Here is a 13,230-nt window from a genome sequence, read left to right as displayed (position 1 = left end):
TAATGGCAACCCAAGAGGTTACTTTCCTTACCGATCCATACACCTGGACTACGCTTTCTTTCGTCCTGGTCGCCGGTTTTGGCGGTTTCAAGGCCGTTAAAGGCATCTCGAGCGCACTTGATAAACGTGCGCAGAAGATCTCTGACGAGCTGGACGAAGCTCAGCGTCTTCGCGAAGAAGCTCAAGAGCTTCTGGCCAATTATCAGGCCAAACAACGCGAAGCCCTGAAGGAAGCTGACGAGATCCGCGCACATGCGAAGGTGGAAGCCGATCGTATGCTTGAAAGCGCCCAGGCTGAGCTGAAAGCGGCACTTAAACGCCGCGAGCAGCAGGCTCTGGAACGTATCTCCAACCTGGAAAGCCAGGCTGTTGCTGAAGTTCGTGCGCATGTCGCCGAAATCGCAGCAAAGGCAACCACTGCCCTTGTCACTGACAAGGTCGCGGGTGCCAAGGCAGACGAGTTGGTGAACGGCGCGATCGCGGAAATCAAAGTTCGCCTGAACTAAGATTTTCCGGTTTCGGAAATTGAAAACCCCGCAAGCATCGCTTGCGGGGTTTTTGTTTGTGTTCAGCCAGGAACCTGCTTCGTCATTTCGTCGGGGCTGACAAACTGGCGTGCCTTAACGTAAAAAACGATCCCGATCATGGGCACCGTCAAAATCAAGGTCCGGCCCGACCGGCACAACGCCCGACGGGTTCACTGACGGGTGGCTTTGGTAATAGTGTTTTTTGATGTGATCGAAATGCACGGTCTGTTTGACACCGGGGTGCTGATAAAGCGCCTTGGTGTAGTTCCACAGATTGGGATATTCGTGGATCATCTTGCGGTTACATTTGAAATGACCGTGATAGACCGCATCAAAGCGCAACAGGGTCGGGAACAGGCGCCAGTCGGCTTCTGTCAGTGTGTCGCCAATCAGGTAGGCCTGTTTGCTCAAACGGTGTTCAAGCCAGTCCAGCGCATCAAAAAGGGTCGTAACGGCCTCTTCATAGGCCTCCTGGCTGGTGGCAAACCCGGATTTGTAAACGCCGTTATTCACATCATGATAAACACGCTCGTTAACGGCATCGATTTCACTGCGCAAATGTTCGGGATAGTAGTCGCCCGCTTTGGCGCCAACTCTGTCAAAGGCGGTATTTAACATTCTGATGATGTCAGAAGATTCGTTGCTGACGATCCGGCTTGTTTTCTTGTCCCACAGGACCGGAACGGTGACGCGACCGGTATAATCGGATTTGGCCGCGATATAGACCTGATGCAGCAAGGCATGACCGCCCAAGTCATCAACAAGACCCTCATCGGGCGAGAATTGCCATCCATCGTCACCCATGTGCCAATGTACGACCGATACCGAAATCATGTCTTCAAGGCCTTTGAGGGCGCGGAAGATCAGGGTGCGATGGGCCCAGGGGCAGGCATAGGAAACATAAAGATGGTAACGACCTGATTCGGCCGGGAATTCGGCATCGGGGTCAGCAGAAAGCCATTGCCGAAAGACCGAGTCCTGCCGGTTGAACTTGCCGTTTTTGTTCTTGGCCAGCAGCGCTTCGGTCTGCCATACGCCATTTACCAGTTGACCCATCTTGTTCCTCCGTCACGGACCTGCGCGTCACGCCTAACGATGATCATGGCAGGTCGGTAATTATGCTGTTTCTTTCATTGTCGCCATTTCCGCATTGAAGACAATCCGGTGATGTGAGATTTATTTGTTTCCCAATGCGCAACAGTCGTGTTGCGAAGCGATCAGGAGAACGACGATGTTGATCGGTAATCTGGACGGTATGACCGTTTTTGCCCGCGTGGTTGAGGAAGCCAGTTTTTCCGGTGCTGCACGCAAACTCGGCATGTCAAAATCCGCTGTCAGCAAGCATGTCACCAAGCTTGAAGACAGTCTTGGCATCCGGCTCCTGAACCGTACGACACGTCGTCTTAGTCTGACCGATGCCGGGTCGACCTTTTATCAGCATTGTGCACGTGTCGTCGAAGAGATCGAAACAGCCGAACATGCCCTGACTGATTTGCGCGGGACGCCGCGTGGTACCCTTCGGATTTCGGCACCCCTGACGTTCGGGCAAATGTATTTGCCGCAACTGGTCACGGAATTCATGGCAATGTATCCGGGGCTGCATGTCGATATTCATCTGGCCGATCATATGGTTGATCTGGTCGCCGAAGGGTTCGATATGGCGATCCGCATTACCCGTCTCAAGGATTCAAGCATGATCGCGCGCAAGCTGGCCGATTTTACCGGTCACGTCGTTGCTGCACCGACTTATCTCGAACAGCATGGCGAGCCGAAAACACCCCAGGAACTGGCCGATCACAAGACACTTGCCTATACCAACGTTGCCAGCCCGAATATCTGGGATTTCGAAGGTCCCGATGGTCCGGTCACGGTCCGGGTCAATCCGGTCATGTCGTGCAATAACGGTGAGTTCACATCAATTGCAGCCATCCGGGGGCTGGGTATCGCGCGCGAGCCGGAATTCATCGTTGCCGAGGCGCTCAGCGAAGGCAGGCTTGTCCGCATTCTCAAGGATTATGATCCGCTCAATAATGGCGGTATCTATGCGGTATATCCGGAACGTCGCCACCTGCCGAGCAAGGTACGTGTGTTTATCGATTTTCTGGCCGAAAAATTCCGTGGCGGGCTTTGCAATTTCCACGAAGCTGCCTGCAAGGAATACAAGGAAGGTCGGGGGCGGCAGCGTCTGGCCCCCTGATATGTGTTCGCACAGGGTTGTTGGCGTTTTTGGTCCATCGCAACAGAGAAGCTATTTGCTTTCCACCCGCCAGCCAAGAAGGCAGATCGCCCCGATCAGCAGGGCAATGATCGGGATCGGCAGCAGGTTGGTGATACCGCCAATCACGGTCTTGTAGCTGTCGGTTTCAATGAAACCTGCCCAATTGCCACCATGCCAGATGCGATCATCGGGAACATGGCGCAAATCCGGAAGACCGTCTTCGATCCGCCCGATATAACCGCCATTTTCTGCCACCAGTCCGGCCAGAAGTTCCGGTGTGGAGTTGGTGTTCTGGGTTTCTGCAGTCAAAACATCCCGATCGACATGCAGGGCTGTTTGCTGGCGATCATTGCGATCAAGAACGCTGACCCGGATCAGCCCGCGTTCCGCAATCGGCACGACGGCCTGCCACGACTGGTTGGGCAATTGTTCGAAACTGGCATTGATCTGCTCGCCGGTTTCCGGATTGATGGCGCTTGCCCTATCCGGTGCTGCTCCGATCTTGCGCCAGTTCAGGATAAGGCTTTGTCCGTCGGCACTGCGCGACGTCGTAACCGTGTTTTCGTCAAGAGCGGGCTCCTTCATCAGCCAATGTGACAGGCGGCGCAACAGTTCGGCAACCGGGCCACCACCGTCATGACCCCGTTGCCACAGCCACATCTGGTCGGAACTGAGCATCGCGACCCGGCCTTCCTCAACCCGTTGCAAGGTCAGAAGCGGCATGTCATCAGCCCCGGTCAGAAGCGTCATGGCATCGGGATCGGAAACCCGTGTTTCGATCTGACGATACCACCGCCCCCATTTCGGTGGTGTGTTTGGTGATCCGGCAATTGCGGCGGTCACCGGATGCAGTCGACCAGCCGCATTCACACGCGGAACAAATGGTTGTTCGACGATGCGACCGGTTGCTTCGGCGGGCATCAGGCTGTTAAGGGCAGTGCTTGATAGCCCGTCAGGTCCGATATATTCCGGCCCGGCAACCACCAATGCAGCCCCGCCCCAGCGCACAAAATCAACAACCTTTTCCAGATAGTGCGGCGGCAAAACCCCGCGCATTTGATAGCGGTCAAAAATGATCAGATCGAACTGACGCAGGCGAACTTCAAAAAGATCGCGGATCGGAAACGGGATCAGGGCCAGTTCATTGATCGGTGTGTCATCGCCTTTTTCGGGCGGACGCAAAATGGTGAAATGCACCAGATCAACACCGGGATCAGCCCGCAAAAGATTGCGCCATGCCCGTTCACCCGGATGGGGTTCCCCCGATAGTAGCAAGACCCGCAACCGGTCACGAACGCCGGTGGTTTCAAGGATCAGGCGATTATTGGTTTTATCGGTTTCCTCGGGCGCGTCATCCATGCGCAATTCTGCCAGAACCGATCCGGCATGGGGTACGGGAATGCTGACCCGGCTCTGCTCGTTGGCAGGCAGCAAGATTTCATTTTCAGTGCCGTCTTCAAGCAGCATCCTGACCGGGATGGCGGTACCGGGCGGCAGGTCATGATCAATCGCCTCGATCATGAATTCGGCCTTTTTGCCAACAATGCCGTAATCAGCACTTTGACGAATGACAAGGCGGCGGTCGCGTTCATCGCGCGCGCCGCTGATCAGAACATGCAAAGGCGCACCAAGATCAAGGCGGGTCGGAACGTCATGGACCTGGCCGTCGGTGATCATCATCACCCCGCCCAGACGTTCACGCGGAATGCCGCCCAGCATCCGATCAAGAACGGCAAACATGCGTGTGTCTGACTCACCTCTGACATTTTCGAACCGCAACTCGACCGATGGATCATCTGCAAAACGATCCCTGAGTTCGGCGATGGCCTTGTCCGTCTGCTCTGTCCGGTTGGCAATGCGCTGACTTGCCGATCTGTCGACCAGAACCAGCACAATGTCGCTCAGCTTCTCACTTTCGCGGTCAGTGAATTGCGGTGCCAGAAGCGCAAGCAGGACAAGCACCATCACCCCCCCGCGCCAGACCGTCCCGCGCAGTCTAAACAGGGTAAACAGAATGATTGCCCCAAGACACAGTACCGCCAAGCCCTGAAGGATCGTGATATCAAGCAGCGGGGAAATCTGGAGGTTTTGCCAGCCCTGATTCATCGTCCCAGCCTTTCCAGAATGGCTGGAAGGTGGACCTGATCGCCCTTGTAACTTCCGGTCAGGGCATACATCACAAGATTGATGCCAAAGCGCACCGCCATTTCGCGCTGACGCGGGGCGATGTCCTCTGAGCGGATTTCATCGCGGCCTTCGGGGATCATCCAGGCCGATGCCCAGTCATTGCCACCAAATAAAACCGAGGCAACACCGTCCAGTCGCTGATTGGGGCGAGCATCAAGCCAAAGCGGGGCGGAAAACCGGCCATAGGCATGATCAAGCAAATAGAAACTGCGAAACAGAATGTGATCGCCCGGTGCCCGATCAAGAAGCGGAACTTCAAGCCCGGCCAGCAAACGGCGCAGGCGGGCTGGCTGAACTTCGCGGTCGCGACTGTCGATCAGGATCATGCCGCCATTATTCAGATAGCGGTTCAACCGTTCGCGTGCGCGCTCCGAAAACGCAGCCTGTCCGTCAACAAGTGGCCAATAGATCAGGGGATAGAAACTTAGCTCGTCAGTTTCAGGATCGATCCCATCGACTGTATTAAGGTCCGCAGCACTGCGACGGCGCAGATATTCCGTCAAACCGGTCATGCCGGCCTGACTAAGGCGGTCGACCGGTGCCACGCCGGTTTTCAAATAGGCCAGACGTGGTTGCAGGGCGGCTTCCTGTAGCGAGGCTGCATGACTGCTTCCGGACGATCCCATAAGGATGGCGCTGGTCATCCCCGTAATTCCGATCACCATCAGGATCGAGGTAAAGGCATTGCTGCGCCGGTTACGTCGTAACGTCACATGATGAATGGCAAGCAGGATCAGCGCATCACACAGCAACAACAACAGTGCCCCCAACAGACAAAGGGCTGCCAGATCGACCTGGTCATGACGGGTAATCTGGCGGACACTCACCCCGGATGGCCAGTTGACGGTATTGGCAACATTGCCAAGGGACGGGCCAAGGTTAAGTGCAACCGCCTGTCCGTTTTCCCCGTAAATACCCGGCGGGTGGCGCGGGTTCGGGGGCGGAAGTGGTGCTCGCACCGGCAGGATCACCGCATCTGGTTGATGGGTTTGTCCAAACCCGTCCAGAACCGCTTGCGGCGGCAGGCTGGTGCTGAGTTCGGCGTCACTATTGTTACTTGGGCTGGCAAGAGGCAGGATTTTTTGCCACAGCTCGACAAACAGACCCGACATCGGAAGGTTCGACCAGTCCGCCCAAGGTGTTACATGGAACAGAACAATACGGCCGGAATTGCGCGTGGCACTGGTGATCAGGGGGGTGCCATCGGTCAGTCGCGCCCAGGTCTTGCTCAGAATATCTGGGTCCGGTTCGGCAAGAAGCTGGCGGTTAACGGTGATGTCGCCCGGAATGGCAATGCCGTAAAACGGACTGTTATCGGGGAAATCAAGCAGGCGCTTTGGCTTCTCCCATGACATGGAACCACCAAAATCGCGGTTGCCCAGACGCAGCGTCACCGGCAAAAATTCATTGCCGATGTCGGTCGAACTGTCACCGGCAAATCGCACCAGCATTCCGCCGTCATTGACCCAGCGTTCCAGTGCTTCGAACTGGCTGCCAAGACCGGAAATCGGGCCGGTTGCGACCAGAATGTCGACTTTCCTGTCCAGAAGCTGACCAAGCGGCGCATAGGTCACATCGGCATAGGGTGAAATGGCACGATCAAGGAAGAAATACTGATCTGACAGAACACCGGGACTGTCACCTGAACTGACAATCACGCCAACGCGCCGCTGTTGCCAGCGCGCCCCGGTCTGATACATCGTTGCCGCACTTTCGATACCTTCAACGCCGACAGCCTGAATGGCATTGGCAATGTCACTTGGTAAAAAGATGGCGATTTCGCTCTGGTCACTATTGGCGGCAAGTTCGGCAGTATGGCGTAACAGGACGGAACCCCGTTCGCCACGGGCCAGCAGGTTGATTGTACGCGGATTCTCGTTGCGGTCATGGGCGATGGATACAACCATGCCGGTGCGCGAACGTGTCAGTGATGTGATGGCAATCCGGTCGGTCCGGGTCGGCGAAATAACGGTGATCGGGGCAATATCCTGAAGGTCTGTGGCAAGTGCGGATTTGCCTGGGCCATCCATATTGTCGGTCAGCCACAGGATACTTCCGATCGCATTATTCATTTCCGGATTTTCGGAAATCAGATCAGAAAGGGCCGCATAGTCGGAATTCCACGGGCGCGGATGCAGTCGATCAATCAGGTTTTCAGTATCATGCGGGGAAACCGGGCCAACAAGTTCGGGCAATTTCCATGTCGATGCGCCTGCGGCCTCGGGGGCGGTGCGCGCGACATAGATGGTCCGAAGGTCAAAGCGCGCCTGATTGGCAATCTGTTGCAAGGCGACGCGATATTGCGACCAGTTGGCAGCACTTTCCCAACCGTTATCGGCAATGATCAGAAGCGCCCCCTCATTCCGGGCAAAGTCGTTGCGGTTCATCACCGGACGCGCGGCGGCAATGATCAGTAATGTCAGGATAAGACAGCGCAGAATAGTCTGCCAGATCGGGGCGCGCTGAATATCGCGGCGCTGGCTTTTCAGACCGCGTAATAGCCGTGCGGCCGGAAAGATCACATTCTTTGGCGCACGCGGGGCCGAGCGGATCAAAAGCCATACAATCGGCAAAACCATCAGGCCAGCCAGCATCGCAGGATAAAGGAATGTGATGGCCGACAGGCTCATGACATCTCCTGCTGGTTATGGCGATGCAAGTTTGGTCGTCCGCGACCGTTTGATCCGCTTTGATTTTGCCGCTCGCTGAGATGCTGATACAGCGCAAGCAGGGTCGGGCTGGCACTTTCGGACGTGACATGACGATCATAAAGCCAGTCATTATGACGTGCAGCATCGCGCACTGCTGCGCGCCATTTGCGGGCCCGCTGTTTGAAGCCATCCGCAATGTCTTCGAACTTTTCGCTGCGATAGATCATCTGATCGTCGGTATCAAACAGATCAACGCGTCCGCGAAATGGCGGGGATATTTCAGCCGGATCAAGAATTTGCACCAGTGCACCGTCATTCTGATACTGGCCAAGTCGCCGGATGACATTGGTGCTTTTTTCAGCCTGATCGGAAAATTCCAGAAAATCACCCAATAGCAGGACCGATTGCTTGCGCCCGGCATGTATGCCGCTTCCTTGTTCGGCGATGCTTTGCGGTGTTGCCAGCATCGCATGGGCCAGCTTTTCAAGATGTTCGGCCGACGTGATCCGGGTGCGTTCCCCGTCAAAGGTGCCAACGGTCTCGCCATTGCGGATCAAAAGATCGGCCAGCGCGATGGAAATGATCAGGGTGCGCTCGGCCTTGGACGGAATGGAACTATCGGATGACCAGTACATGGACGGCGAAAGGACAGGCCAGATCCAGTAATTGTGACTGGCTTGCCATTCGGTCTGGCGGATAAAGGTATGATCGCTGCGTGCGGACCGACGCCAGTCTATCTGGTTGGTTGGGTCGCCGGGAACATAGGGCCGGAATTGCCAGAAATCACTGCCCGGGCCGACCTTGCGATTGCCATGCAGACCGCTTCGCAAACTGATGGCCGTTCTGCGGGACTCATCAATCAGCTGTGGCAGCCGTGCCGCAAGGGCGCGTGCGGCGGCAACATGATCATGCACGGCGGGAACGGCCAATTATGCTTTCTCCTGCAAGTGGGCAAGGGCATCCGTGATCAGGCCTTTGGCAGTGAACCCTTCGGCGCGCGCGCCATAGGTCAGACCGAAACGATGACGCAGGACGGGGACGGCGAGTTCTTCGATATCCTCAAGCGACGGGGCGAAACGTCCAAACAGCATCGCACGTGCCCGGCATGCCAGCGAAAGCGCCTGTGCGGCACGCGTCCCCGGACCCCATGCAACATTGTCGCGGATGTCGGAAAGCGATGTGCTTTCCGGGCGGCATTCGCGACAGAGTGCAATGATGGTATCAAGCACCCGGTCAGGCATTGGCAGGCGACGGACAAAATCCTGTGCCTCGACCAGATCATCTGCCTGAAGAACCTGACGCGGACGGGTCGGATACCGCCCGGTGGTTTCGGTTACGATTTTGCGTTCTTCGTCTGCGTCGGGATAGCCAAGGCGCACTTCCAGAAGGAAACGGTCAAGCTGTGCCTCTGGAAGGGGATATGTCCCTTCCTGTTCCAGCGGGTTCTGGGTTGCGACAACATGGAACGGTTCGGGAAGCTTGTGGCTGTATCCGGCGACGGATACTTCGCGTTCCTGCATCGCCTGAAGCAGGGCGGACTGGGTACGCGGGCTGGCGCGGTTGATCTCGTCAGCCAGCAACAACTGGCAGAAGACCGGACCCTTGATAAAGCGAAATGCCCGCTTGCCGTCGGCACCTTCTTCAAGGACTTCGGAGCCGAGGATATCGGCCGGCATCAGATCAGGGGTGAACTGAACACGTTTGTCCAGAAGCCCCAGAACCTTGCCGAGCGTATGGGCAAGCAATGATTTGCCAAGCCCCGGCGCACCGACCATCAGGACGTGACCGCCTGATAAAATACCGATAAGTGTTTGCTCTACGGCTTCATTCTGCCCAAATATAACAGATGAAACCATTTTGCGGGCTTCGGCCAGCCGCGCGACACATTCGTCTAAACGAGCGGCGTCGCGTTCCAGACTGCTATCTTGGGAAAATCCCATTTCTTCGGGGAAACGTGGCGCGTTTGTCATGATGCGAAACTTTGCTTCCTTTGTTGCAGCATGGATGCCAGCAGGTTGAAGAGCGCAGATGGATTCACATAAATATTACGGGAAAACGTCTGGCTCAGGATCAACTGTACAGCATGAGTGACAACCAACAAACCGTCGATCTTGCCGAAAAATTGTGGTCGCGCCTGCGCGGGCAAAAGCCGGGTAGTGGGCGGCATCCGCAAATCTGCGGCGATATTCCTATGTCTATAGGTCGGGATGGAACCTGGTTCTATCAAGGTGGCCCGATTGGCCGAATTGAGCTGGTGAAACTTTTTTCTTCCGTCCTGCAACGTGACGATGAAGGCGGCCATTGGCTGGTGACGCCTGCCGAGATGGCCCGCATCGAGGTTGAAGACGTCGCCTTCATTACCGTCGAGATGCAAAATGAAGGCAGCGGACAGGATCAGATCATTCGTTTCCGGACCAATATTGATCAATGGGTGGAACTTGATATGTCCCATCCCTTGCGGGTTGAACATGATCCGGAAACTGACGAACCATCCCCCTATATCAGCCTCGAACGCGGTCTTGAGGCGCGCCTGAACCGGGCGGTATTTTATCAGCTGGTTGAACTGGCGGACGAAATTATTGAGCCCGAAAGCAATATGTTACGTATTGGCGTGTATAGTCATGGACACTTCTTCGAGATTGGCCGGATGGAGGCTGTTTGATGAGTCCAGATGATATCATTGCCGCCCTCAGGGCACCCCAGACCGACATTTTGCAACGTCGGGGTGATCATGCTGTTGACTATCCGGGGTCGAAATCGCGCGCGCGTGCCTTTGCCGAGGGCGAACTGGTGTCACGGCCTGCGGCCGTTCTGGTGCCATTGGTAAAACGTGAAGCCGGTTTGCATGTCATTTTAACCCGAAGAACGGATCATCTTAGTGACCATGCCGGGCAAATCAGTTTTCCCGGTGGCCGTCAGGAAGAAGAGGACGCGACGCTCGAAGAAACCGCCTTGCGTGAGACCGAAGAAGAAATTGGTCTGTCGCGACGGCATGTCGATCTGGTCGGACGAATTGACGATTATTATACCGTGACCGGATATCAGGTGACCCCGGTGATTGGTCTGGTGACACCCCCCTTTGATCTGTCGCCAGATGACCATGAAGTGGCCGAGGTTTTTGAAGTACCCCTTAACTTTATCATCGATCCGAGAAACCAGAAGCTCCAGACCGTTACATTCGAGGGAATGCGTCGGCGGTATTTTGCCATTCCGTACCGGGAATATTACATATGGGGGGCAACAGCCGGAATGCTGGTAAACTTCAGTGAAGTCATCCGCGCCAATACACAGACCTTCCAACCTTAAACCAAGTGTCAGGAACTCAGCTTTATGTTGCGACAAATCATCCAGATCGGCCTGCCTCTGATCCTGCCCTTTGTCCTTTACGGGCTGTGGTTGAAATGGGCACGCGTCAAGGCGATCCGGGAAGGTCACGACGTTATTCCGCCATGGAATAAAGGTCCCTGGTTGCTGCTGTTCGGGGCCGGTGTTGCACTGACGGCCGCTATCCTGATTTTCACGGCACTAGGGACTGGCGCACCGCCTGATTCCATCTATCATGCCCCGGTACTGCGTGACGGTGTGGTCGAGCCGGGCTATTTCGAGCCAAAAAAATAACCTGGCATGACATATCGAAGTTTATGTTCAGACGGATAAGCGTTTAAGGCCAAGCGTGCAATGACAGCACTCGAACCAACCGGAAGATTGCAGCCATACGGGATCATGGTTGCCGACGATACCGCCCGCGTGTTTGCCGCCATCGCACAGCATGGTGGCAAGGCGCGCTATGTTGGCGGTATTGTCCGGGATGCCTTGCTTAAACGCGATCTGGTTGATGTTGATATCGCATGCGACCTTGCACCCGAAGAAACGCAAACTGCGCTGGAAAAGGCGGGTATTCGTGTCCTGCCGACCGGGCTCAAACACGGGACGATCACGGCGTTAACAGACGCGGGCGCCTATGAAATAACCACCCTGCGTGTTGATGTCGAAACCGATGGACGTCATGCCGAGGTGGCTTTTACCGACAGTTGGCTTGCCGATGCCAAGCGCCGCGATTTTACCTTTAATGCAATTTACTGCGACCCTGACGGCACCGTTTATGATCCGTTTGACGGGGAAACCGATCTTCGCGAAGGGCGGGTGCGGTTTATCGGTGTGGCGGAAAACCGAATTGCCGAGGATTACCTGCGTATCCTGCGGTTCTTCCGGTTTCAGGCATGGTTTGGCCGCCCGCCGGTTGATCCTGTCGGGGCAGAGGCCTGTCGCAAGGGGGCGCATGGGCTGATCGATATTTCGGCCGAGCGTATCCGCGACGAGATATTCAAGTTATTGCGGTCCAGAAGCCCGGCGGGAACCGTCGGGGATATGATCGGCTTTGGCATTCTGCCGGTGATCTTGCCGCAACTGGCGCGGACGGACTGCCTGCGCATCATGCAATGGCTTGATAGTACAGCCCTTGCTGATCCGGCGATCATGCCTGATCCCTTGCGCCGTCTGGCTGCATTGTTCCAGACCGGCGATGACGGGACGGATGACAACCTTGCCGCGGCAGAACGGCTTGCGCGTGCGTTGCGTCTTTCCAACGAGCAGACGGACCGGTTCGCCGCGATGGTGGCACAAGCGCCGCTGATTGATCCCGAAATGTCGGCAGACAATATTCGCCGCGATTTATATCGGATCGGACCGGATGCCTTTCGTGATGCTGTTTTGCTGGCCTGGAGCACGCGGGCCGCTGTCCCGCCACGATGTTCGCGGCAGGAAAATGAACAATGGCAAAGCCTGATTGATGCGGCGAGAAATTGGCAACCGGTCAAATTGCCGATACAAGGTCGCGACATTCTGGCCGCCGGGTTGGCTCCGGCAGGGCCGAAAATTGGCGAATTGTTGAAACAGGCCGAAGAATATTGGCTTGATCACGGGTTTGAACCCGATCAGAACGAACTGAAGACTTATATTGTCGGCCTGCTATCGGCTGGCGCACAGGAGACGGAATGAGCACAGGCGCAATCGGGCATCGCATTTGCTGTTTTGGAGACAGTCTGGTGAATGGTGTCCGCGATGGGGAAAAGGGCGGCTGGCCGATGCGCCTTGGGCGCAGGTTGCTTGAAGAGGCCAAACGTGAAACCACGATATACAATCTTGGCATCCGCGCAGAAACCACCGAGGGGCTTAAGGCCCGCTGGAAATTTGAAGCTCAGTTACGCATGGTCACCGAATTTCCGAACATCCTGATGTTCAGCTTTGGTGTCAATGATGCCAACCATGCCGAAGATCGTGGTGAAGAAACCACTATGCGTGTGTCGCCTGCAACGTCGGCGGCAAATGCAGCCGAGATCATCGGGGAAGCATCCAGACTTGCCCCGACACTCTGGATCGGGCCACAGGCGGTGATTGATGGCAGCAAATCCAGTCAGGAAATCAATGAACGTCTCGAAGGGTTAAACCAGATTTATCTGGAAACCGCGCGTGGCTTTGACGTGCCTTACCTTGATCTGTTTGCGACCACGCTTAAGGACGATAGATGGCAGCGTGCATTACGCCGTGGTGATGGGTATCACCCCGACAAGGCCGGTTATGACCGGGTGGCCGAACTGATCTGGGAATGGGATGGCTGGAAACGGGCTGTCGGGCTGACCGACTGATC

General features: G+C 55.9%; 12 protein-coding genes. 7 read left to right on the top strand and 5 right to left on the bottom strand.

The annotated features are described in order from the left end of the window. The first annotated feature begins 2 nt into the window (after positions 1 to 2). Positions 3 to 506: a F0F1 ATP synthase subunit B family protein gene (locus tag ACTU44_RS20615; protein WP_114097128.1), complete on the top strand. Its 504-nt coding sequence runs from the start codon at positions 3 to 5 to the stop codon at positions 504 to 506. Between the two features lie 114 nt (positions 507 to 620). Here the strand turns inward: ACTU44_RS20615 and ACTU44_RS20610 are convergent, their stop codons facing one another. Beyond that, on the bottom strand, positions 621 to 1,583 hold the full coding sequence (locus ACTU44_RS20610; protein ID WP_462096252.1) for a glutathione S-transferase family protein: 963 nt from the start codon (positions 1,581 to 1,583) through the stop codon (positions 621 to 623). A gap of 175 nt (positions 1,584 to 1,758) precedes the next feature. On the opposite strand from ACTU44_RS20610, the gene ACTU44_RS20605 reads away from it, so the two are divergent. Beyond that, positions 1,759 to 2,724 (top strand): LysR family transcriptional regulator, encoded by a 966-nt coding sequence (locus ACTU44_RS20605; protein WP_462096251.1) that lies wholly within the window; start codon positions 1,759 to 1,761, stop codon positions 2,722 to 2,724. 51 nt (positions 2,725 to 2,775) lie between these two features. Here the strand turns inward: ACTU44_RS20605 and ACTU44_RS20600 are convergent, their stop codons facing one another. The 4 genes from ACTU44_RS20600 to ACTU44_RS20585 are packed head-to-tail and all read right to left on the bottom strand — an operon-like array spanning position 2,776 to position 9,553. Next, a complete protein-coding gene (locus ACTU44_RS20600; protein ID WP_462096250.1) occupies positions 2,776 to 4,851 on the bottom strand; it encodes a hypothetical protein in 2,076 nt (691 codons plus the stop codon). After that, entirely contained in the window at positions 4,848 to 7,562 is a 2,715-nt protein-coding gene (locus tag ACTU44_RS20595) for a DUF4159 domain-containing protein (RefSeq protein ID WP_114097132.1), read from the bottom strand. Before ACTU44_RS20595 ends, ACTU44_RS20600 begins: the two co-directional genes overlap by 4 nt. Continuing rightward, positions 7,559 to 8,512, bottom strand: a complete 954-nt coding sequence (locus ACTU44_RS20590; RefSeq protein ID WP_114097133.1) for a DUF58 domain-containing protein — start codon at positions 8,510 to 8,512, stop codon at positions 7,559 to 7,561. The genes ACTU44_RS20595 and ACTU44_RS20590 overlap by 4 nt, the downstream gene beginning before the upstream one ends. Next, on the bottom strand, positions 8,513 to 9,553 hold the full coding sequence (locus ACTU44_RS20585) for an AAA family ATPase (RefSeq protein ID WP_114097134.1): 1,041 nt from the start codon (positions 9,551 to 9,553) through the stop codon (positions 8,513 to 8,515). 11 nt (positions 9,554 to 9,564) lie between these two features. Between ACTU44_RS20585 and ACTU44_RS20580 the strand changes: the two genes are divergently transcribed. From ACTU44_RS20580 to ACTU44_RS20560, 5 genes are read left to right on the top strand one after another with little or no spacing between them, the layout of a single operon-like run. Beyond that, entirely contained in the window at positions 9,565 to 10,245 is a 681-nt protein-coding gene (locus tag ACTU44_RS20580; RefSeq protein ID WP_258548623.1) for a DUF1285 domain-containing protein, read from the top strand. Beyond that, complete coding sequence (locus ACTU44_RS20575; protein WP_114097136.1) at positions 10,245 to 10,889, top strand: CoA pyrophosphatase; 645 nt, start codon at positions 10,245 to 10,247, stop codon at positions 10,887 to 10,889. The genes ACTU44_RS20580 and ACTU44_RS20575 overlap by 1 nt, the downstream gene beginning before the upstream one ends. A gap of 24 nt (positions 10,890 to 10,913) precedes the next feature. Further along, a complete protein-coding gene (locus tag ACTU44_RS20570; protein WP_114097137.1) occupies positions 10,914 to 11,201 on the top strand; it encodes a hypothetical protein in 288 nt (95 codons plus the stop codon). A 60-nt stretch (positions 11,202 to 11,261) separates the two neighbouring features. After that, positions 11,262 to 12,581 (top strand): CCA tRNA nucleotidyltransferase, encoded by a 1,320-nt coding sequence (locus ACTU44_RS20565; RefSeq protein WP_114097138.1) that lies wholly within the window; start codon positions 11,262 to 11,264, stop codon positions 12,579 to 12,581. Further along, positions 12,578 to 13,228, top strand: coding sequence for a DUF459 domain-containing protein (locus ACTU44_RS20560; RefSeq protein ID WP_462096249.1), 651 nt, complete (start codon positions 12,578 to 12,580; stop codon positions 13,226 to 13,228). Before ACTU44_RS20565 ends, ACTU44_RS20560 begins: the two co-directional genes overlap by 4 nt. Positions 13,229 to 13,230 lie beyond the last annotated feature (2 nt).

The organism is Thalassospira sp. SM2505, assembly GCF_054901115.1.
The sequence above is the reverse complement of the archived record's forward strand: the minus strand, read 5'-3'. Positions and strand labels throughout refer to the sequence as shown.

Bases quoted from the DNA above. Each gene is read 5' to 3' on its own strand.
- ACTU44_RS20565 (WP_114097138.1), top strand. From the start codon at position 11,262: ATGACAGCACTCGAACCAACCGGAAGATTGCAGCCATACGGGATCATG.
- ACTU44_RS20575 (WP_114097136.1), top strand. From the start codon at position 10,245: ATGAGTCCAGATGATATCATTGCCGCCCTCAGGGCACCCCAGACCGAC.
- ACTU44_RS20570 (WP_114097137.1), top strand. From the start codon at position 10,914: ATGTTGCGACAAATCATCCAGATCGGCCTGCCTCTGATCCTGCCCTTT.
- ACTU44_RS20600 (WP_462096250.1), bottom strand. From the start codon at position 4,851: ATGAATCAGGGCTGGCAAAACCTCCAGATTTCCCCGCTGCTTGATATC.
- ACTU44_RS20615 (WP_114097128.1), top strand. From the start codon at position 3: ATGGCAACCCAAGAGGTTACTTTCCTTACCGATCCATACACCTGGACT.
- ACTU44_RS20560 (WP_462096249.1), top strand. From the start codon at position 12,578: ATGAGCACAGGCGCAATCGGGCATCGCATTTGCTGTTTTGGAGACAGT.
- ACTU44_RS20585 (WP_114097134.1), bottom strand. From the start codon at position 9,553: ATGACAAACGCGCCACGTTTCCCCGAAGAAATGGGATTTTCCCAAGAT.
- ACTU44_RS20605 (WP_462096251.1), top strand. From the start codon at position 1,759: ATGTTGATCGGTAATCTGGACGGTATGACCGTTTTTGCCCGCGTGGTT.
- ACTU44_RS20610 (WP_462096252.1), bottom strand. From the start codon at position 1,583: ATGGGTCAACTGGTAAATGGCGTATGGCAGACCGAAGCGCTGCTGGCC.
- ACTU44_RS20595 (WP_114097132.1), bottom strand. From the start codon at position 7,562: ATGAGCCTGTCGGCCATCACATTCCTTTATCCTGCGATGCTGGCTGGC.